Annotated in this window: 20 protein-coding genes and 1 pseudogene; all 21 read right to left on the bottom strand. The window is 38.3% G+C overall.

Annotation, left to right across the window (positions count from 1 at the left end; all coding sequences use genetic code 11):
- Nucleotides 1–458 precede the first annotated feature (458 nt).
- Nucleotides 459–1,067, bottom strand: a complete 609-nt coding sequence (gene pyrE / locus HMPREF3029_RS07685; protein WP_070622442.1) for an orotate phosphoribosyltransferase — start codon at nt 1,065–1,067, stop codon at nt 459–461.
- Nucleotides 1,067–1,759, bottom strand: coding sequence for an orotidine-5'-phosphate decarboxylase (gene pyrF, locus HMPREF3029_RS07680; protein WP_070457614.1), 693 nt, complete (start codon nt 1,757–1,759; stop codon nt 1,067–1,069). The genes pyrE and pyrF overlap by 1 nt, the downstream gene beginning before the upstream one ends.
- Nucleotides 1,760–1,768: 9 nt before the next feature.
- Nucleotides 1,769–2,671, bottom strand: coding sequence for a dihydroorotate dehydrogenase (locus HMPREF3029_RS07675; protein ID WP_070710321.1), 903 nt, complete (start codon nt 2,669–2,671; stop codon nt 1,769–1,771).
- Nucleotides 2,668–3,420, bottom strand: a complete 753-nt coding sequence (locus HMPREF3029_RS07670) for a dihydroorotate dehydrogenase electron transfer subunit (RefSeq protein ID WP_070710320.1) — start codon at nt 3,418–3,420, stop codon at nt 2,668–2,670. The genes HMPREF3029_RS07675 and HMPREF3029_RS07670 overlap by 4 nt, the downstream gene beginning before the upstream one ends.
- A gap of 13 nt (nt 3,421–3,433) precedes the next feature.
- On the bottom strand, nt 3,434–4,696 hold the full coding sequence (locus HMPREF3029_RS07665) for a dihydroorotase (protein ID WP_070710319.1): 1,263 nt from the start codon (nt 4,694–4,696) through the stop codon (nt 3,434–3,436).
- Entirely contained in the window at nt 4,662–5,579 is a 918-nt protein-coding gene (locus tag HMPREF3029_RS07660) for an aspartate carbamoyltransferase catalytic subunit (protein ID WP_070457606.1), read from the bottom strand. Before HMPREF3029_RS07660 ends, HMPREF3029_RS07665 begins: the two co-directional genes overlap by 35 nt.
- A gap of 45 nt (nt 5,580–5,624) precedes the next feature.
- A complete protein-coding gene (gene pyrR, locus HMPREF3029_RS07655; RefSeq protein WP_070622438.1) occupies nt 5,625–6,140 on the bottom strand; it encodes a bifunctional pyr operon transcriptional regulator/uracil phosphoribosyltransferase PyrR in 516 nt (171 codons plus the stop codon).
- Between the two features lie 205 nt (nt 6,141–6,345).
- Nucleotides 6,346–7,260: an RluA family pseudouridine synthase gene (locus HMPREF3029_RS07650; protein ID WP_070710400.1), complete on the bottom strand. Its 915-nt coding sequence runs from the start codon at nt 7,258–7,260 to the stop codon at nt 6,346–6,348.
- Nucleotides 7,241–7,720: a signal peptidase II gene (gene lspA / locus HMPREF3029_RS07645; protein WP_070710318.1), complete on the bottom strand. Its 480-nt coding sequence runs from the start codon at nt 7,718–7,720 to the stop codon at nt 7,241–7,243. The genes HMPREF3029_RS07650 and lspA overlap by 20 nt, the downstream gene beginning before the upstream one ends.
- Nucleotides 7,721–7,728: 8 nt before the next feature.
- Nucleotides 7,729–10,467, bottom strand: coding sequence for an isoleucine--tRNA ligase (gene ileS / locus HMPREF3029_RS07640; RefSeq protein ID WP_070710317.1), 2,739 nt, complete (start codon nt 10,465–10,467; stop codon nt 7,729–7,731).
- Nucleotides 10,468–10,726: 259 nt separating this feature from the next.
- Nucleotides 10,727–11,509, bottom strand: coding sequence for a YlmH family RNA-binding protein (locus tag HMPREF3029_RS07635; protein ID WP_070710316.1), 783 nt, complete (start codon nt 11,507–11,509; stop codon nt 10,727–10,729).
- A 50-nt stretch (nt 11,510–11,559) separates the two neighbouring features.
- Nucleotides 11,560–11,865, bottom strand: a complete 306-nt coding sequence (locus tag HMPREF3029_RS07630; RefSeq protein ID WP_083286890.1) for a YggT family protein — start codon at nt 11,863–11,865, stop codon at nt 11,560–11,562.
- Nucleotides 11,866–11,877: 12 nt separating this feature from the next.
- On the bottom strand, nt 11,878–12,393 hold the full coding sequence (locus tag HMPREF3029_RS07625; RefSeq protein WP_070457597.1) for a cell division protein SepF: 516 nt from the start codon (nt 12,391–12,393) through the stop codon (nt 11,878–11,880).
- Between the two features lie 9 nt (nt 12,394–12,402).
- On the bottom strand, nt 12,403–13,032 hold the full coding sequence (locus HMPREF3029_RS07620; protein WP_070622429.1) for a YggS family pyridoxal phosphate-dependent enzyme: 630 nt from the start codon (nt 13,030–13,032) through the stop codon (nt 12,403–12,405).
- Nucleotides 13,033–13,797 carry a purine nucleoside phosphorylase YfiH/LACC1 family protein gene (locus tag HMPREF3029_RS07615; protein ID WP_246830713.1) on the bottom strand — a complete coding sequence of 255 codons (765 nt, stop codon included), beginning with the start codon at nt 13,795–13,797 and terminating at the stop codon, nt 13,033–13,035.
- A 274-nt stretch (nt 13,798–14,071) separates the two neighbouring features.
- Nucleotides 14,072–15,026, bottom strand: a pseudogene (gene ftsZ / locus HMPREF3029_RS07610) (cell division protein FtsZ); the annotation flags it as partial.
- 25 nt (nt 15,027–15,051) lie between these two features.
- Nucleotides 15,052–16,491, bottom strand: coding sequence for a cell division protein FtsA (gene ftsA, locus HMPREF3029_RS07605; protein ID WP_068128883.1), 1,440 nt, complete (start codon nt 16,489–16,491; stop codon nt 15,052–15,054).
- A gap of 98 nt (nt 16,492–16,589) precedes the next feature.
- Nucleotides 16,590–17,723 carry a cell division protein FtsQ/DivIB gene (locus HMPREF3029_RS07600; RefSeq protein ID WP_070710314.1) on the bottom strand — a complete coding sequence of 378 codons (1,134 nt, stop codon included), beginning with the start codon at nt 17,721–17,723 and terminating at the stop codon, nt 16,590–16,592.
- 15 nt (nt 17,724–17,738) lie between these two features.
- The gene (gene murD / locus HMPREF3029_RS07595) at nt 17,739–19,070 is read right to left on the bottom strand and encodes a UDP-N-acetylmuramoyl-L-alanine--D-glutamate ligase (protein WP_070710313.1); all 1,332 of its coding nucleotides are present in this window, start codon (nt 19,068–19,070) and stop codon (nt 17,739–17,741) included.
- Between the two features lie 3 nt (nt 19,071–19,073).
- The gene (mraY, locus tag HMPREF3029_RS07590) at nt 19,074–20,033 is read right to left on the bottom strand and encodes a phospho-N-acetylmuramoyl-pentapeptide-transferase (RefSeq protein ID WP_070710312.1); all 960 of its coding nucleotides are present in this window, start codon (nt 20,031–20,033) and stop codon (nt 19,074–19,076) included.
- A 9-nt stretch (nt 20,034–20,042) separates the two neighbouring features.
- Nucleotides 20,043–21,036 (bottom strand): penicillin-binding transpeptidase domain-containing protein (locus tag HMPREF3029_RS09505; protein ID WP_168165521.1); only part of this gene is annotated, 994 nt, incomplete at its 5' end.

Below are 21,036 nucleotides of genomic sequence, written 5' to 3'. Positions count from 1 at the left end.
GGGTGCTTTATCGTCTATGCGTTTGTGATTGTGTAGTTTGCGTCAGCGAGATGAAGAACCTACCGACGATTTAGTGATTTGCGTCGGTGAGATTGGAGTTTCGCCGACGATTCGGATTATCGCCTGCGAATCTATTTTTTCACCGTCGCAGAACAGATTATCGTCGGCGAATTTTTTATTCACCGACGAGAAAGACAGTATCGTCGGCGAAAAACCCGAAAACAAAATTTCACCGACGATTCGACCGTTACCGTCGGCGAACTGAATTTTCGCCGACGATTTCCTTATTAGCGTCGGTTAACTTTTCATTTCACCGACGATTCAGCTTATCGACGGCGAGACCGATCTTTCACCGACGATTCCCGCATCCAAACGTACGAAATCACATCAACCCCCCATCAATACGCACCAAAACCCACAAAAAAGAAGAACTCGGCGCAACGCCGAGTTCTTTCATTTTATAAATTATCTCTAAAGTTTTTAACGACTTCGATGTCCGCTTCACTGAGTCTGTTTGTTTCTTCGCATAGTTCAAGCATTTCATCGATTGTGCTTAAACTTGCGTATTCTAATCCTGCTGCTTCAAAGTTTTCTTTTAGTACGTCTAGTTCATAACTAAATACACTCATCACGGATATGACTTCAGCGCCTGCTTCTTTTAAAGCGTCTGCTGCTTTTAGGCTAGAACCACCTGTTGAGAATAGGTCTTCGATCAAGATCACTTTTTTACCTTCGACGTCGCCGCCTTCGATTTGTTTTCCTGCACCGTGCTTTTTCTTTTCACCGCGCACGTACACCATCGGTAAGTCGAGGCCTGCTGCTAAAAATGCTGCGTGCGGAATGCCAGCTGTTGCTGTACCGGCGATAACTTCAACGTCGCTATAGTTTTCTTTAATCTTTTCAATGAATAACGTAATAAGTTCTTTTCTCTCTTTCGGGAATCCTATCGTTTTACGGTTATCACAATAGATTGGAGATTTAATGCCACTTGCCCATGTAAATGGATCGTTCGGTTGAATTTTAACCGCTTCGATATCTAATAAAATTTCTGATACACGTTTACTCATTATTTCCCCTCCCACATTGCTTTGATTTTATGATAACTTTCAACTGGATTATCTGACTGAGTAATCGGGCGGCCTACTACGATATAGTTTGAACCGAGTCGTCTCGCTTCGTCTGGTGTTACGATACGTACTTGGTCGTCTGTTTGACTCTCTTTTAGACGAATCCCCGGTGTAATTGTTAAAAAGTCTGGACCAATTTTTTCGTGTAGCATTTGACTTTCTAATGGAGATGAAACAACTCCATCTAAACCAGCGTCGTATGTGAGTTGTGCTAAGTTTAGCACTGAATCTCTTAACGATAATTTTGACTGAAGTTCGTGTTCTACCATATGTTCGTTCGTACTCGTTAACTCAGTAACCGCAATACAAATTCCGTCTGGATTATATTCTTTAAAGCTTTCGTTGGCGCGTCTCATCATTTCACTTCCACCGCGTGCATGTACGTTTACCATCTGTACGTCTAAACGTCCAAGTCCTGCCATCGTACGTGACACAGTGTTCGGGATATCATGAAGTTTTAAATCTAAAAACAAATCATGTCCCATCGCGCGAATTTCTTTAATGACGTTATGCCCTTCAAGCATATATAATTCCATTCCAACTTTAACGTATAGTTTTTCATCGAATTGTTTTAAGAAGTTTTCGACCTCTTCATAACGATTAAAGTCAAGTGCAATAATTGGTGTATTCATTGTATCCTCCTAGAGCGTTCTCCCTTTTAAGTCGTGTATATGTTTAATGTTGTGTTCTTTTAAGTATGCTTCAAGTCCGTCTATTAATTTCGGACAAGTCATCGGATCTGTGAAGTTTGCTGTACCAACTGCGACCGCATCTGCTCCGACTGAAATATAGTCGATGACGTCTTGCACGTCCGTGACGCCACCCATCGCGATGACCGGCATATCTGGTAATGCTTTTTTCACTTGGTATACCATGTTTAACGCAACCGGTTTAATTGCTGGGCCAGATAAACCACCCGTAATATTACTAATAATCGGTTGGCCATTATTATCAAGTCTCATACCGACGAGTGTGTTAATCATCGTAAGACCATCACATACATCTTTAACTGCCATCGCCATATCGACGATTGACGTGACGTTTGGTGATAGCTTCACGTATACTGGTACTTCTGAAACTTCATAGACCGCTTTTGTTAAATTGTATGCCATTTCTGGATCTGTCCCGAACTGGATACCGCCTGCTTTGACGTTCGGACAACTAATATTTAATTCTAATGCATGAACGTTTTTCGCTTTTGAAATACGTCGTGCGACTTCAACATAATCGTCGATTGTCGTTCCCGCAACATTTGCGATTAACGGAACATCAAATTGCTCTAAAAATTTAAGTTCATGTTCTAATACATGGTCAAGTCCTGGATTTTGAAGTCCAATCGCGTTTAACATCCCTGAATCAGTTTCAGCAACTCTAGGTGTTGGATTTCCTTTACGTGGTTCAACTGTCGTTGCTTTAATCATAATCGCGCCGAGTTTTGATAAGTCGTAAAATTGACTGTACTCTTCTCCAAAACTAAAGCAACCTGATGCTGGCATGATTGGATTTTTTAAAGAGAGACCTGGTAATTCTACGTTTAAACTCATAAAATGATCTCTCCTTTTTTAAATACTGGACCGTCGACACATAATTTTACTTGTGTCCCGTCTTCTTTTTTATCAGCAACACATGCGTAACATGCACCAAATCCACATCCCATACGCTCTTCTAATGAAATGTATCCATCCATATCTAACGTGTCACTTAACACTTTTAACATCACTTTTGGGCCACAAGAATAAAATTTATCGAACTTTGTATCTAACGTGTCGATGACGTCTGTGACAAAACCTTTTGTTCCGTAGCTACCATCGACTGTTGCGATATATGTGTCTCCGTAACGGCTAAATTCTTCTTCATAAAAGACTTCACGTTTAGAACTAAAGCCTAATACGTGTGTCGTTTTTACGCCGCGTTTATGTAATTGCTTTGTTAACTCAAGTAGTGGTGGTACACCAATACCTCCACCGACGATTAATACGTGATTCGCCTCTTCTACTGGGAAACCATTTCCAAGAGGTGCTAACACATCTACGTTGTCTCCAGCTTTTAATTTCGATAATTCTGTAGTCCCTTTTCCACCAGCACGATATACAATTGTAAAAGTCTCATTGACAGCATCAACGTCCGATATAGATATCGGACGTCTCAGCATAAACGCCGAAGTCTCGTTTACACGAATATGTGCAAACTGACCTGGCGTTTTCATTTTACTTGTAATCGGGCCATGGATCACCATTTTGTATATGTTATGTGCAATTTCTTCTTGAGATTTTACACTGAGTAAGTGATTCATGTCGACACTCCTATTATTTTTCGTAGACGATTTTACCGTCGCAAATTGTCATGAAAATATCTGACTCTAATTCCTCACCAATAAATGGTGAGTTGCTTGCTTTAGATACGAATCCATCTTCAGTAATCGTCACGTTATCTTCTAAATCAATCACTGTTAAGTCAGCAGCTTTTCCTTCTTTAATCTCACCGCTATCTAAGTTAAAGACGTTACTTGGTTTAACTGTCATGAAATCTACAAGTTGTTGTAACGTGAATACACCTGTTTTAACGAGCTTCGTATAGAGTAATTGGAACGCATGTTCAATGCCGACGATTCCAAATGGCGCTTTCTCGACACCAGCTGCTTTTTCATCTTTATGATGAGGTGCATGGTCTGTTGCGATAAAGTCAATCGTACCGTCGAGCAGGCCTTCAATTAATGCTTCACGGTCTTCGCTACCACGAAGTGGTGGGTTCATTTTGAAGTTTGGATCGAGTTCTTTGAAGTCACTTTCATCTAACACTAAGTGGTGTGGTGTCACTTCTGCTGTCACTTTAATGCCTGCACGTTTTGCGTCGCGAATGACACGAACTGATTCTTTTGTTGAAACGTGACATACGTGGTAATGGCACCCTGCTGCTTCAGCAAGTAATACGTCACGTGCAATTTGTGTTGACTCTGCAAGGCTTGGAATTCCTTCGACGCCGAGCCTTTCTGATACGTCACCTTCATGAACCGCACCAGTCCCTGCAAGTGAGTTATCTTCAGTATGTGCAACGATCGGCATATTAATCGCTGCTGCTTTTTTCATAGCTTCATACATAACTTTTGCTGTTTGAACACCGACACCATCATCAGTGAATGCGAATGCACCGTGTGCTTTTAACCCGTCAAAGTCGACGAGATTTTCTCCGCTTAACCCTTCAGTAATCGATACGTAAGGTAATACGCGAATGACTGCGTCACGCTCGATAATTTCGTTTACTTTGTCGAGTGTTTCAACGCTATCGATAATCGGATTTGTATTTGGCATCGGACATACTGTCGTAAATCCTCCACGTGCTGCTGCTAAAGATCCTGTTTTAATCGTTTCTTTATGTTCAAATCCTGGTTCTCTAAAGTGAACGTGAACATCGACGAGTCCTGGTGTTAATAACTTACCGTTTAAGTCGATTACGTCGTGACCTTCTTGCTCGATTGAATCCGCAATTTTTGTGATAATACCGTCTTCGATTAATACATCTTTTGTGATGAAGTCATTATCTAACAATAACTTCGCTTGTGTTAAAAGCACTAGATTTCTCTCCTTCAAGAACTCTTTCTAAAATACTCATTCTGATAAATACACCGTTTGCCATTTGTTCGAAGATAACACTCTTATCTCCTTCTACACATTCGTCAGTAATTTCTACACCGCGGTTCATTGGTGCTGGGTGCATTAAGATTGCATCATCTTTCATGCGTCGAACGCGTGCTTGGTTAATACCGTATCTTTGGTTGTACTCGATGTTTGATAATAACATTTTTCTGTCGTGACGTTCGTTTTGTACACGTAACATCATGACGACGTCACATACTTCAATCGCTTCGTCTAATTCCATGTAAGGGACTCCGAGTGAGTGATCTTGGTACTCTTCTGGACCTGAGAAGTAAACTTCTGCGCCCATTTTACGAAGTGCTGTTGCGTTTGATTTCGCTACGCGTGAGTGTACGATGTCTCCAACGATTACGATTTTTAACCCGTGGATTCTACCGTGGTGTTCGTAAATTGTCATCATATCGAGTAGAGATTGTGATGGGTGACTTCCGCTTCCGTCTCCACCGTTTACGATTGGAATGTTAATGCCTTCTAATTGTTCGTAGTACTTATTATCAGGGTGTCTAATGACAAGTGCATCTACACCGATTGCTTCAAGTGTTTTACACGTGTCGTATAACGATTCACCTTTTTGAACTGCTGATTGTGACACTTCAAAAGGAATTGCGTGCATACCAAGTCTAAATTCAGCCATTTCGAAGCTTGATTTTGTACGTGTTGACGTTTCAAAGAATAAGTTACATACCGTTTTGTCTGTGTCAAATTTTTTGTAGTCGCCTTTTTTGATTTCTTGTGCGCGTGAAATAATTTCGTAAATCTCTCTTGGTGATACGTTGTCCATTGATAATAAGTTTTTCATAGTATATGCCTCCGGTTTTAAGATTATTGTAGGAGTAGTTTTAGATTAAGAAATTGAAACTGAGTTTTCACCGTCGATTTCCTCGATTTGAACGACGACTTCTTCTTCTTTTCGTGTCGGAATGTTTTTACCGACGAAATCTGGTCGTATCGGTAACTCTCTATGACCTCGGTCAACGAGTACTGCGAGTGAAATCGTCTTTGGTCTATGGTGGAACATAATTGCGTCTATTGCTGCTCGAATCGTTCGACCCGTTTGCATGACATCGTCTACTAAGACGACGTGCTTGTCATTTAAATCACTGTCAGTATCTAACCCTTCAGTGTTTTCACTTCTCGCTGTGTCATCTCTAAAGTTTTTAATGTCGATCGTACCGCCTGCAACCGCTTCTCCTTCGATTGTTTCAATCTTGTCTCGCATTCGGTTTGCGAGGTACTCACCGCGTCTTCGAATACCGAGTAGTACGACGTCACTACTTCCTTTATACCTCTCGAGTATTTCATGTGACATTCTCGTTAAACTTCTATTGATTCCTTGTTCATCTAAAACAGTTCTTGCCATTTGGCATCCTCCTAATAATCATAAAAAAATACTCATGCCAAAGACATGAGTATACGCGTCAGTAAACTCGCACATAAAGCGAGCGTTATATATACGTTTCATCATGTCTTTTTGGCCTCACGGGACCAATTTTAAAGACACATAAGTATTTAATTATGTTGCTTATTATAATAGTCTTATTTAAAATATTTGTCAACACAATCCATTAACTTTTTTCTAAACGTAATTCTTCTAGTACTGTTTTAAATTGTTCTGGTAATTCAGATGAAAAGCTCAGTCTCTCTTTTGAAACAGGATGCGTAAAACCGATTGTTTTCGCATGTAATAATTGCCCATCTGTAACAAATTTTGTTTTTCTACCATAGACGGGATCTCCAACGATTGGATATCCGATATAATCCATATGCACACGAATTTGGTGTGTACGCCCCGTCTCTAAAATCGCTTCGATTAACGTGTAGCCATTAAAACGTTCTAATACGTTAAAATGCGTGACTGCATTTTTCCCATCATCGACAACAGCCATTTGTTGACGCTTTTCTTTGTTACGTCCAATCGGAGCGTCAATCGTTCCTTTGTTATGTGGAATCTCTCCATGAACGAGTGCGACGTATCGTCGGTCTACTGTTTTATCTTTTAACTGATCACTTAAATCTCGATGTGCGACATCGTTTTTAGCGACCATTAACAGTCCACTCGTATCTTTATCGATTCTATGAACGATACCCGGACGATATTCTCCGTTAATGCCTGATAGCGAATCAAGTGCATACATTAAACCGTTAACGAGCGTGTTGCTTTTATGTCCAGCTGACGGATGAACGACCATCCCAGACGGTTTATAAACGACTGCGACATTATCATCTTCATATACGATATTTAAATTTAAATCTTCAGGTATAATATCGACGTCTTCTACTTCTCGCTCAAACACTTTGATCACGTCACCGAGTTTGACTTTATAGTTCGGTTTCACTTCGTCACCATTGACGACAATATTACCTTCTTTTAAACGGTTCTGAATTTCAGTACGAGAACTATTTTCGACGTAATCAAGTAGTAGTTTGTCGATTCGTACGTTGACATCTTTTTCTTTGATTTTAATTTCCACTTTGTTCACCACGCTCTGTAAAGAATTGAAATAGCATGAGTATGACTCCAATTGTTAAGCTCGAATCTGCAACGTTAAATATCGGGAAGTCATATGAGAAAATCATCGTATCGATCATATCGACCACTTCTTGAAATAGTACACGGTCGATAAAATTCCCTAACGCTCCTGCGATTAGCATTGTCAGTGATAATTGTAGTAGTAAATTATCCGTCGCTTCTTTTTTATAAAAATATACCAACATAATAATGACGAATACGGTAATGATGTAGAAGAGCCACATCTTACCTTGTAACATCCCCCACGCTGCACCACTATTTCTATGTGACGTTATCGATAAGAAGTTCTCTATGATTGGTATCGATTCCCCGTAGTCCATGTATTTAACTACGAGGAATTTTGTAATTTGGTCAAGTGCCAATATACCGATACCGAAAATACTCATCGGAATAATTCGATAGTTTTTCATCGTCTCACCTAGTTTTCTCCAACAACAGTACGGCAACGATCACAAATATCATCTTTACCGCTCACGAGGTTTCTGTCTGTTTTATAGTTCCAGCAACGTGCACATTTTTCACCTTCAGCATGCTCTACTTTAACTGTCGTGTTTTGATATGCTGTACCGTCTGTTAACTCATCGACGATTTCAACTTGCGAAACGATAAAGAGCTGTGTGAACTCTGAATTGATGCTGTCTTTTGTTAATCCTTCAGGTAATGTTAACGTCACTTTCGCATCGAGTGATTTACCGATGACTTTTTCGTTACGTGCCACTTCTAACGCTTTATAAACGTCATCACGTACCGCCATAATTTGAGCCCACTGTTCTAATACTTTCTCATCGACATCTTCTTTGTCACTAAAGTATGTTAAGTGGATACTTTCAGCTGTACGGTGTGGTGTATGGTCATAAATATCTTCAGCTGTGTGAACGAGCACTGGTGCTAACACTTTTGTTAAATCTTCTAAAATACGGTGTAACACTGTTTGTACACTACGTCTTACTCTAGAATCTTCTTTTTCGATATATAAAATATCTTTTGCATAATCTAAGTAGAAGTTTGATAAGTCTACGTTGATGAAGTTCTGTAACGACTGGTAAATCGTAATGTAGTTATATGCGTCGTAGTTGTCTCTCGTTTCGTTATAAAACTTACTAAATTTGTTGTACATATATTTATCGACGTCGTATAAATCGTCATATGCAACTTTGTCTGTTTCAACGTTAAAGTCGCTTAAGTTTCCGAGTAGGAATCTCATCGTGTTACGGATTTTACGGTATACGTCTGACACTTGTTTTAAAATGTCGTCAGAAATACGTACGTCTTCTTCAAAGTCACTTGAGAATGCCCATAGACGAATGATGTCTGCACCCATTTGGTTCATAATTTTCGTTGGATCTACAACGTTACCGAGTGATTTCGACATCTTCTTACCTTCTCCGTCCATGACGAATCCGTGTGATAATAACTCTTTGTATGGTGATACTCCGCGCGTTGCGACACTTGTAATAAGTGAAGAGTTGAACCAACCTCTATATTGGTCAGAACCTTCAAAGTATAAGTCTGATGGATACGTTAAGTAATCTCTATAATCGAGTACCCCTCTATGTGTTGACCCAGAGTCGAACCACACGTCCATAATATCTGTTTCTTTTTCAAACGTACCGTTTGGAGAACCTTCGTGCGTAAATCCTTCTGGTAATAAGTCTTTTGCATCCCATTCAAACCAAACGTTACTTCCGTGTGTTTCAAATAGAGTTGCAACGTGTTCCATTACTTCAGGGTCTACGATTGCTTCACCATTTTCAGCATAGAAGAATGGAAGTGGTACACCCCAAACACGTTGACGTGAAATGACCCAGTCTCCGCGGTTTTTAATCATGTTATACATACGTTCTCTATTCCACTCAACTTGGAATTTCGTGTTGTTTAATGCTTCTAAAATTTCTTCACGTACGTTTTCGATTGACGCAAACCATTGTGGTGTTGCACGGAAGATTACCGGTGTTTTAGAACGCCAGTCATGTGGATACGAGTGCGTAATGAACTGTAGTTTAACTAATGCGCCTGCTTTATCTAAGTCTTCACCGATTACTTTGTTTGCATCGTCATAGTATAACCCTTCATATTTGCCCGCTTCTTCAGTAAATACACCTTTGTTATCTACTGGAGATAAAATTTCAAGATCATATTTTTGTGCCACTTTATAGTCGTCATCCCCGTGACCAGGTGCTGTATGGACAAGTCCAGTACCGCCGTCAGTCGTTACGTGTTCTCCTAAAATAACGAGACTCATACGATCAAATAATGGGTGTTTTGCTTCTACGCGTTCGATTTCAGAACCTTTAAATTCTTTCGTACGAGTAACTTTTTCTTTCTCCCACTCAACAGCTTCTAAATACGTGTCAAGTAATTCTTCAGCAATAACGTACGCTTCACCTTCATAATCAAACTGTACATAATTCAATTCAGGATGAACAGCGATTGCTAAGTTTGAAGGAATCGTCCACGGAGTTGTCGTCCAAATGACTAAGTTTACGCCTTTTTCAATTACGTCATTACCGTTTTCTACTTTAAACGTCACGTAAATTGACGGTGAACGTTTGTCTTTATATTCAAGTTCCGCTTCAGCTAAACTCGATTCTGATACAGGTGACCAGTACACTGGTTTTTTACCACGGTAAATTAAGCCACGCTCTACCATATCTTTTAAGACACGTACTTGTGATGCTTCAAATTCTGGTTTGTATGTTAAATACGGGTTATCCCACTCTCCGTCGATACCCATACGCATAAATCCAGCCTTTTGACCTTGTACTTGTTCGTTTGCGAATGCTTCACATTTTTTACGGAATTCACTCACAGACATTTTGTTGCGGTCGACACCTTTATTCGTCAGTGCTTGCTCGATTGGTAAACCGTGCGTATCCCATCCAGGTACATATGGTGTGTAGTATCCTTGCATTTGTTTGTTACGGTTAATGATATCTTTTACAATTTTATTTAACGCGTGTCCCATATGAATTGCACCGTTAGCATATGGTGGTCCGTCGTGTAATACGAACGGTTCATTCCCTTTATTTAATTCTAATTTTTTATTATATAAATCCATTTCGTGCCAGCGCTTTTGCATTTCTGGCTCTTTTTGTGTTAATCCACCGCGCATTTTAAAATCCGTATGCGGCATAAGTAGCGTGTCTTTGTAATCCATTCTTATATTTCCTCCTAATAAATTAAAAACTCTTTACAAGTCAAAAAGGGACGATTTCACCGTGTTACCACCCTAATTGACTCATAAAGAGCCCACTCATTTATATATTTATATAATTATCATATTAGTGATATCAATATATTTATTTTCTAGAGCTTTCACCGTCCTCTAGTCGCTTTAAAAAATGCCATATATTGCGTGTCTAATACATTAATAACATTATGCAAAAATTTCAGACTATTGTCAAACTATATTGAAACTAGTCTTCATACACTAAAACTTCGATTCTCGACTTCCCTTTTCTCGTTACATGAATAAATTCACTGACGATAAATCTTCCAAAACCTCTTACACTTATTACGTCTTCAAGTTCGACTTGGAAACTCGGATCTGTCACGAGTGCATGATTGACTTTAACTTTCTCTCGCGTGACACGATTTTTACTTTTTGCTCGTCCTTCTTTTAATACTTCTGATACGATCACATCTAAACGAAATGATGATACGATAATCGAATGTTTCGTCGTATTCGAGACTGCACTTAAAAATTCATCGTTAGGAATTTTAACGAGTTCTATCGGTGCGTTTTTAATCGTCGTAAGTTCTGATTTAAATAAATCAAAAAAGTTTTTATCGATCGCAAACTGAATGTGATCTGAAAGTATAATGTCACCGAGTTTACTACGGTCGACGCCGACATTCATCATCGCACCTAAAATATTACGATGTGTGAGCGTCACAAATTTTTCTGGATAATGTAACTCTACCGTCTCAATTTCAAAATCATCTCGAGACACTTCTAACATTTCAGGAACGAGTAACACACGTTTGCGTTCGTGGTTATCTTCAAGACCCCCACCGTAATATTCGGTTTTTATATCAGGGAAACGTCCGCTAATACTTTCGATAATTTTACGTTCTCTCGGGTCGGTAAAATCAAGCAGTACAGGATAATAATCTCTCGACGCGATTTCAAATTTACTGTAGTAAAAAATAATCTTTTCTTTTTCTTCTTGTCTAAAATGTTGAAATAGGGATTCCATAATATAACTCCTAATGGCGAAATAAAAAAGAGATATTGTAACAATATCTCTTACATTAACATATTATATAACGATACAAATATTTGACGCATTCCAAAGTTAAATAACTGGAATATAATAATTAAAAAGATCGGTGAAATATCGATCATGCCACCAATTGGTGGAATTATATTTCTCAGTGGTGAAAGTAACGGTTCATATATTTTACCGAGTAACTCACCAAATGATGACTCTCTTAAACCTGGAATCCAACTAGATAGTATGTAAATGATGAACCCCCAAGTAAAGATTGGCCATAATATCGAATATATTTTAACTACTGTTGTCAGTATATTTATCGCTGTTGATTGGTCCACAGTAAAAACTCCTTACATTAAGTCAGAGTCATTCTTCTCCGAAATAACACCTTCCACACCAACAGAGTTTGGTGTACATAAGAAAATGTCAGCTCCAACTTTTTGAATATCGCCTTCTAAAGCATACACTGTTCCACTTAAAAAGTCGATGATTCGCTTTTTTGATACTTTATCGAGTTTTGATAAGTTCACAAGTGCTGTTTGATTATTTTTTAATTGATCCGCGATATCTTGAGTTTCACCAAATACATATGGTTCAAACAGACATACTTTCGTATTAATTTTACTCATGTCAACGTGTCCCCCTTGTTTCACTACTGGCTCACTCACTTCACGGTGCTCTCTTGCCTCAATTTTTGGTCTACGGCTTCTCTTTGTTTTTTCAGAAAAATCGACTGCTGTAACTTTACTTTTCTTTTCTACTTTTGGCTGTTCTTTAACTTCAGCAACTTGCTTTTGTTCTGTTTCGATTTCATCCATATCTTCAGATTCGATTACGAATAAATCTTTTAAAAATTGTAGAGCCATTTGAATCACCTATTTTCCCATAATTTTACTACCGAGTCTAATAAATGTCGCACCCTCTTCAAGTGCAATTTTATAGTCGTTACTCATTCCCATACTTAACTCAATAATATCTTTAAATTCCTTTTGTAAATCATCTCTAAGTTCTCTTAACTGTTTAAACACATTTCTAATTTCTTCCACGTTGTCTGTTTCAGGTGCCATCGTCATGAGCCCGATCACTTTAACGTGATCATATTTTGATACTTTCGTTACAAAATCTTTGACGTCTTCAGGTTTTAAACCATGTTTCGTCTCTTCTCCTGACACATTTACCTGTATAAAACATTTTACATCATGCGAGCTATATTGTTCAATACGTTTCGCGATAGATTCTCGTTCTAATGAGTGTAAGTAATATAGATTATCTATGACATCTTTAACTTTTCTCGATTGAAGTGTTCCGATAAAGTGCACATTCGCATCCTGAGGAAGTGCGGCTCTTTTTTCATTAAATCCTTCAATTCTATTCTCTCCAAAGTCTCTCACACCAGCGTCGTATGCTTCTAGCGCATCTTCAACAGTGTGATATTTAGTCACAGCGATAATCGTCGCTTGATTATTGACTTCTTCTTTTACTTTTAAATAATTATCTTTATTCAATTATAATCTCCTTCCAATAAACCCTAAAGCACGTCCCGTCGGTTGATCATCTAACCGATATGAAAAGAATTCTTCACTTTCCGTACCGATTGGTGTGACGTGAATGTTCGATTCTTTTATACCGTAATCGAGTGCTTGGTGTTTATTTGCAGTTTTTAAATCGAGTAAGAATTTATCGTTACCTAATGGAGTGACTGCCTCTTTAGCAACTAAAAACGAATCGTTGACGACCGCATCATCGACTTCGTAATAATCGCCGTTAATCGCAATTCCAATGACGACGCGTAAATCATCGATATCTCCGTCGTAATGATCTAATAGGTTTTTTAATACGTTCCCACGCGTTCCCTTCCATCCTGCATGCACTAAACCGATAAAGTTATTCGCTACGCTGTACACATAAATTGGTGTACAGTCTGCGTAATTCATACCGAGTACGATATTTCTTTCATATGTATATAGAGCGTCTATACCATATATGTTATTTGTTAACGCATCTACATTTGTCCCGGCATCCGTTTTTTTTACTTCATACACTTTGTTTTCATGCGTTTGAATTGGGATCACGAAATCTGAACGTTCAAATCCGATTTCTTCACTTAAAAGTTGTTGATGGTGGTGTACATTGTCCGGATTATCTCCGATATATAGCGCCATATTAAATGCATTTTTTGGATAGTCGCTTTGACCGTTTGTACGTTTCGTATACCCAAACACTAAATCGTCTGAACTGTATCCTACATAATGATTATAATTTTTAAACACGCGTATCTATCTCCTAATAGACAAAAACGGAGATATTGATGTCAATATCTCCGTGAGTGAATGTCTTATCTTCTACGACTACGACGACCTCTAATAAATGATGGTACGTCTGGCTCGTTATCTAATGAAGATTTTCTATCAGAGCTATCAAATGATTGTTCAGAATTTGAACGATCATCTAAGTTGATGAATGAATCTTCTCTTTCTTTTTCTTCGAATGAAGGTGCTTGTCTACGTTCTTGTTGAACTGGACGTTCAGGACCTCTTGATACTGACTTTTCGTTAAAGCCTGTTGCGATAACTGTAATTACTAGCTCATCTTCAAGCTCAGGGTTGATTACTGTACCGAAGATCATGTTTACATCTTCGTCTGCAGCGTCTTGAACGATGTCCGCAGCTTCTTGAGCTTCGAATAGTGATAAGTTTTCGCCACCAGTGATGTTCATTAACACACCTTGTGCACCGACGATTGAAGTTTCAAGTAATGGACTTGAGATTGCTTTTTTAGCCGCTTCAACCGCACGGTTTTCACCACTTGCGACACCGATACCCATTAATGCAGAACCTTTGTCTGTCATAATCGTCTTAACGTCCGCAAAGTCTAAGTTTACTTCACCGCTTACGCTGATGAGGTCTGAAATACCTTGAACCCCTTGACGTAATACGTTATCCGCTTCTTTAAATGCTTCCATCATCGGTGTTGATTTGTCAACGATATCGAGTAATCTGTCATTTGGGATAACGATTAATGTATCTACAGCAGCTTTCATTTGTTCTACACCTGCAGCTGCTTGTGTTTGACGTTTTCTACCTTCAAAAGAGAATGGGCGTGTTACAACACCAACTGTTAAAGCTCCCATTTCTTTTGCGATTTTCGCAACGACTGGTGCTGCTCCAGTACCAGTTCCGCCACCCATACCAGCAGTGACGAATACCATGTCCGCACCTTGGATTGCGTCTTCAATTTGTTCACGTGATTCTTCTGAAGCTTTTTTACCAATTTCAGGGTTCGCTCCAGCACCTAAACCACGTGTTAATTTTTCTCCGATTTGGATTTTAGATTCTGCTTTTGATAAGTTTAAAGCTTGTCCGTCTGTGTTAACTGCAATAAATTCAACGTTTTGCATACCTTCATCGATCATTCGGTTTACTGCGTTGTTTCCTCCGCCACCGACACCGATTACTTTAATAGATGCTTGATGGTTAAAACCAGTTTCAAATTCTAACATCTCACCATATCCTCCCAAATTTTAATTACTCAAATAAATTCTTAAATACTTTTTTCATAAATCCACCAAAGTCAGATTTCTCTTTTTCTTTTGGCGGGGCATTTTTAACATCTGACGTCTCAACGATTTCACGTTCGTAATCGTCATGTTCGTCTTCTTCGTATCGGTCGTCGTCTGACTCATATTCAACGTCTTCTTCGACTTCAACACTTTGATTTTTCTCTTTTCTTTCTCTAAATAGAGAAGGGAAAATCGACTGTTTTTCTTCTTCTACAATTGGTTCGTTGTCATCTCTGTCATAATCATCTTCATGATTATCAATTGTAACATAATCGAGGAGTTCATCAAAACGAATACCGCTTTCAACTGTAGCGATTGCACTCGTGAATTCAGGTTTTCTCGCACCCATTTGTGTTGGGATATGAACGCGTACTTTTTCAGAAACAATATCGAGTAGTAAATCTCTAATTCCTCTCATGTTTGCAGTACCACCTGTAATGACGAATCCACCGCTAATATCGTCGATATTCGCTTCACCGAGTTCTCTAAAGATTTCCATAAACATATCTTCAAGAGTCACTTCGATGACGTCAGATAAGTCTTTCGCACTCACTTCTACGTCTTTATCACCGTTGTTTTGTGGGAAGACGACGCGTTCACCTTCTGGTGCTCTTTCGTAAAATGCGTGACCATATTGCTCTTTTGCACGGTTTGCATAATGGAAGTCTGTATTAAACTCTCTCGCAATGACTTCAGTAATCGTGTTACCACCTGCAGGGATAACACCTGCATATTTTAACGATCCATCTTTATAGTATGCGTACTGTGTTAAGTCAGCTCCGATATCCATAACGACTGCGCCAAGTTCAATTTCAGCCTCTGTTAAAATATGTGAGTAGTTATATGCGTCTGAAGTGACGTCTACGATATCTAGACCTGCTTCTGCCGCACAGTTACCCATGTTTAAGAATAACGTACGATCTACAGCGATGATACCAGCTTTCACAGTGAGACTTTCTCTAGCGATAATCCCTTTTGGATCTTCGACTTCATGTAAATCATCAACGACAAATGACACAGGGAATACTGTGACAATTTCTTGATCTGTTGAAATTTCTTTAAAGCGAATATTTTCAAGTAATTCTTCGATGAGTTCTCCATCGATTTCTGTATCTTTACCAGAGAATCTTAACGTTTCTGTTGTAAATATGACATCAGAATTCGTTATTGGAACTTTTAAAAATACTTCGTCAATATCTATATTTGCTATTAGTTCTGCTTTTTTCACTGTATCTATAATTCCACTTTTAGCGAGATCAAAATCTCGAATCATACCCTTTGATACGCCATCAGTGAAGGTTTGGCCAGTACCAATAATATTTACACCATCGTGAAATTTCTCTCCAATCACGATTTTAACACTCGAGGACCCTACATCTAGGGCAACATAATATTGTTCCTTCACCTGAATGCCTCCCAATCTTTTCAGAATAATCTATCCTATAGTTTACCTTAAATAAAGCGAATTGTGAACTAAATCAGTTAAATAAATGAAACTTTTCACTAATCTGTTGATGTTTCGATTTTTTCAAGTGATTTCTTAATCACATCTAGGCTTTCGTTTATATCTTCGATATAAGGTACATGTCTTGGAATACTTGACATGTCGCGCTTCACACGCCTTGCTTCTTCAGTATTATACGGAATAAACGCATTACTCACTTCTAAATCGATAATCCCCTCATTATCTCCAATAGATTCGCGCATTCCATTAAAGTAATTGATCTTTTCACCAAATGTCGTATAGTCTGCGATAATTTCCTGACCGTTATTCATAAGTACTTGAATTCTCGTATATGATTCATCATACGGTCGATAATATATCTCAGATATCATTCGTAACATCTCTGGATTGACATCGTTTAAACTATCGACAAGTGCGTCGAACTCTCTACCTTCAAAGAAATGGATAATCGGTGCATCTACAGGTTCCATATGAAATCCTCTTAATACGCGTTTATTTTCGAGTACTGGATAATAGTTTCGGTTGCTTTCAATAAAACCAACGACGTTATGTTCTTTAACATTTATAATGACTTTATTTGGCCATTCACGTTCGATGTCAATTGACTGTATAATCGGTAACACTTTTACTTTATCTTCAGATTTATTTGACTGAAGCAAGTACATTTTTTGTCCTGTGTCTATACCGCTTCTATCTAGTATTTCTTTGTCGGCGATGTTTTCATTACCGACAATTTCAATTTCTTTAATATCAGATAGACTGGATATTAAATATGTAGCTATCGTAATTAAAACGAGCGCAATTCCAATAAGAAATATAAGTTTTTTATAATTTAAATTTGGCAGTGATAACTGTGGCTTTTTAACCGATTTAAATCGCTCTTTTAGCGTCTCTTTTTCATCTTCTTCAGACTCATATTCTATTGAAGGTGCATCTTTTTCTTCATCGCGGTAGTCTTCAATTAAAGATGGATCTAACGTGTCTTCGTCACTCTTTGTCACTTCATCTTGTTGTAGTGTTATAACACCTTCCTGAACGAGTGCTTCTATGACTTCAAGTTCCGTTTTAAATGAGGGGACATCGTCAGTGTGTGTATGCTTCTTATCTTTTTTAGTCGTATGATTCTTTTTTAACTTCTTTTTTAAATCATCTACGTTAAAATCTTCACTCATCGTGTCCCCTCCTTTTTATAATTGATGAACTGCTTCTTTAAAATGTCGGCCACGCGTTTCAAAATCAGGATACTGATCCCAACTCGCACACGCTGGTGAAAATAGTACTTTGTCTCCAGCATTACCATGTGTTTTGACAATGTCGACAGCTGTGAATGGATTATCTGTTTCAATCACTTCGATATTGTTTTCATTTAAAAATTGCTTTAGCTTTTCTTTCGTTTCACCAAATACGATACCGAGTTTTACATGCTTTAAATGTGAAAGAAGTTCTTTAAAATCTTGTCCACGGTCTAATCCACCAGCGATCCAAATCGTCGGCGTATTAAAGCTATCTAATGCAAATGTCGTCGCGAGCGCGTTCGTCGCTTTTGAATCGTTATAAAATCTCATGCCGAGTTTTTCATCGACGAATTCCATACGGTGCTCGATACCTTTAAACGTCGTTAAAACATATTTCATATGCTCGATCGGTACATTTTTTAAACGTGCAACGAGTAAACTTGCAAGGATATTCTCTAAGTTATGTGGACCTTTTAACAGAATCTCTTCGATATTTATTATTTTTTTACCAAAAACATATATCCAATTATCTTTTACATATGCATCTGCTTCCTCATCGATACTGAAGAAGTAAACGTTACTCTTCACATCTTTATGTTCGACAAAATGTCTTTGAGATTGATTAAATATAACAATGTCCGTGTCCGTCATATTTTTCATCAGAGATAGTTTCGCTGATTGATACTCATTTAAATCTTTATGATAATCGAGATGCGCTTCATATATGTTTGTAAATACTGCGATATTCGGTCTAAACGTATCGATGCCCATTAATTGAAAGCTAGACAATTCCATTACGAGTTCGTCTGACTGTTCTTCAAGCGCCGCTTGGCTTGCTGGATATCCGATGTTCCCGCATAAAATTGGAGTGCGGTTTCCATCAGTGAGTAGTCTTCCAACGAGTTCTGTCACCGTCGTTTTTCCGTTCGTTCCGGTAATACCAATAATCTCATTATTTGTGATTAAATACGCAAGTTCTACTTCAGTAATAATTTTAATATTGCGTTTTAAGGCTTCCTGTAAAAAAGGAATCGTATACGGAATACCTGGATTTTTAACGATCAACTCTTTGTCGTTTAATAGATGCTCTGGATGATGACCATCTACGACTTTCACGTTCATTTGTTTTAAATGATTTAAAACACTCTCTTCAACGAGAACCTCACTCGTAGTAAGTGTGATATCTGCACCGAGTTTAAACAGTGCTTCTATCGCACTACGACCACTTCGTCCGTAACCTAAAACGAGCACCTTTTTATGTTTAAATGATTCGATTTCTTTCATAATTTAGCCTCCGATTAAAATACCAATTAGACCAAAAATTAAACCAACGAATGAAAATACGAATACAATTTTACGTTCATTCCATCCAGACAATTCAAAGTGGTGGTGAATCGGTGTCATTTTAAATACACGTTTACCTGTCGTTTTAAATGATACGACTTGTATAATGACGGATGATGTTTCGATGACGAATATGATACCGACTATAAGCAGTAATAAACTGTTGTTTAACATAATCGATACGATACCGACAATCCCACCGAGTGCTAAAGATCCAGTGTCTCCCATAAATACTTTCGCTGGATATTTGTTAAATAGTAAAAATCCGAGTTGTGCTCCAATTAGTATCGATAAAAATAAAATAATTTCTTTTTCTGAATGTAACCACGCAATGGCTAAAAATGTACCGTTCGCAATAATCGTCGTACTTGTTGATAACCCGTCTAAACCGTCCGTTAAGTTTACAGCATTACTAAAACCAACGAGCCAGAATACGATCCAAACGATGAAAAACACACCGAGTGGAATTGTAATATCTGTCATTGGTATCGAAACACCAAGCTCAATAGAAGGTACGAATTTCATCATAATGAAAAAGACGATAATTGACACGACTACTTGCGCCAGCGCTTTTTGCTTAGATGTTAATCCTCTATTATCTTTTTTTACAACGATGATGTAATCGTCAATAAAACCAATTAATCCAAATCCTAGCGTTACGATGACGAGGATGAGTAATTTCGAAACGTCTTCAACGAAGAACATACATATTATCGATAACACCACCGTTACAGAAATAAATGAAATACCACCCATTGTCGGTGTGCCTGTTTTCGCTAAATGACTTTCCGGACCTTCCTCACGAATTGCTTGGCCAAATTTTAATTGTTTTAATTTTGGTATCATCATTTTCATTAATGCTGCAGACAATATAAATGAAATGATTAATAATATAATACTCATCGTTACCTCCTAATTGTTTGGGTCTTTCATTTGTAACGTAAAGTTGATTTTTTGTTTATCTCCAAGTGGTTCACCTGGTTTAATCGTTTGTGCTGTGACGTAACCTTCACCTTTAAAGTTCGATTTGAGTCCTAAATAGTCCATGATGAGTAATGCGTCACGCTTAGAAAACCCACGTAAGTCCGGCATCGTACGTTCACCGTCTGTGACGATGACGAGCACTTCAGACGGCAACATTTCTTCATGTTTTGGATAATAGTCTTCAACTTTCGTTCCTTCACCGACATACACTTGTTTTAATAAATCATTTTGTAATACGTCGACGTCTGCAATGTTTTGACCTGTAATGTCTTCCATTTTAATCGTTTTAATTTCTTGACTGTTTTGAACGTCTTTAACGTCTAAATATTTGAGTGAGCGTTCCATTAGCGGATTAAATCCTCTCGACACACCGAAGTCCCACGTCTCACTTTTATTTTTTGATGCACGTTTAATACCGTAATAGACGATAATTCGTGGATCTTCAACTGGTGCATATCCGATAAATGACGTTATAAACTCATATTCTCCTGTTAAATATCCGCCCGTTTTTTCGTCATACATTTGTGCTGTACCAGATTTACCTGTGACTTGATAGTCATCGAGTGCGTACATACTGTTTCTATCTAACGAACCTGCGACGAGTGTGCTCATTTCTTCCATCGTTTTCTCGGCTGTTTCTTTACTAATGACTTGTCCGAGATTACGTTCTTGACCTCGATATATTTCTTCGTTCGTTTCTGGGTCGACAACTGACTGAACGACGTATGGTTTTTTCATCATCCCATCGTTCAGTAACGCAGTAAATCCTTGAATCATTTGAATTGGCGTGACACTAATCGTTTGCCCAAACGAACTCGTCTTTTGTTGTAGTTCGTTGTCCCACACAATTTGTCCACTTGCTTCTGTATTAAATTCTGATTTCGTAGGTGTCCCAAATCCAAATGACTGATAATATTCGAGC

Origin of the sequence: Nosocomiicoccus sp. HMSC059G07 (assembly GCF_001815515.1) — a bacterium.
GTDB lineage: Bacteria > Bacillota > Bacilli > Staphylococcales > Salinicoccaceae > Nosocomiicoccus > Nosocomiicoccus ampullae_A.
The sequence above is the reverse complement of the archived record's forward strand: the minus strand, read 5'-3'. Positions and strand labels throughout refer to the sequence as shown.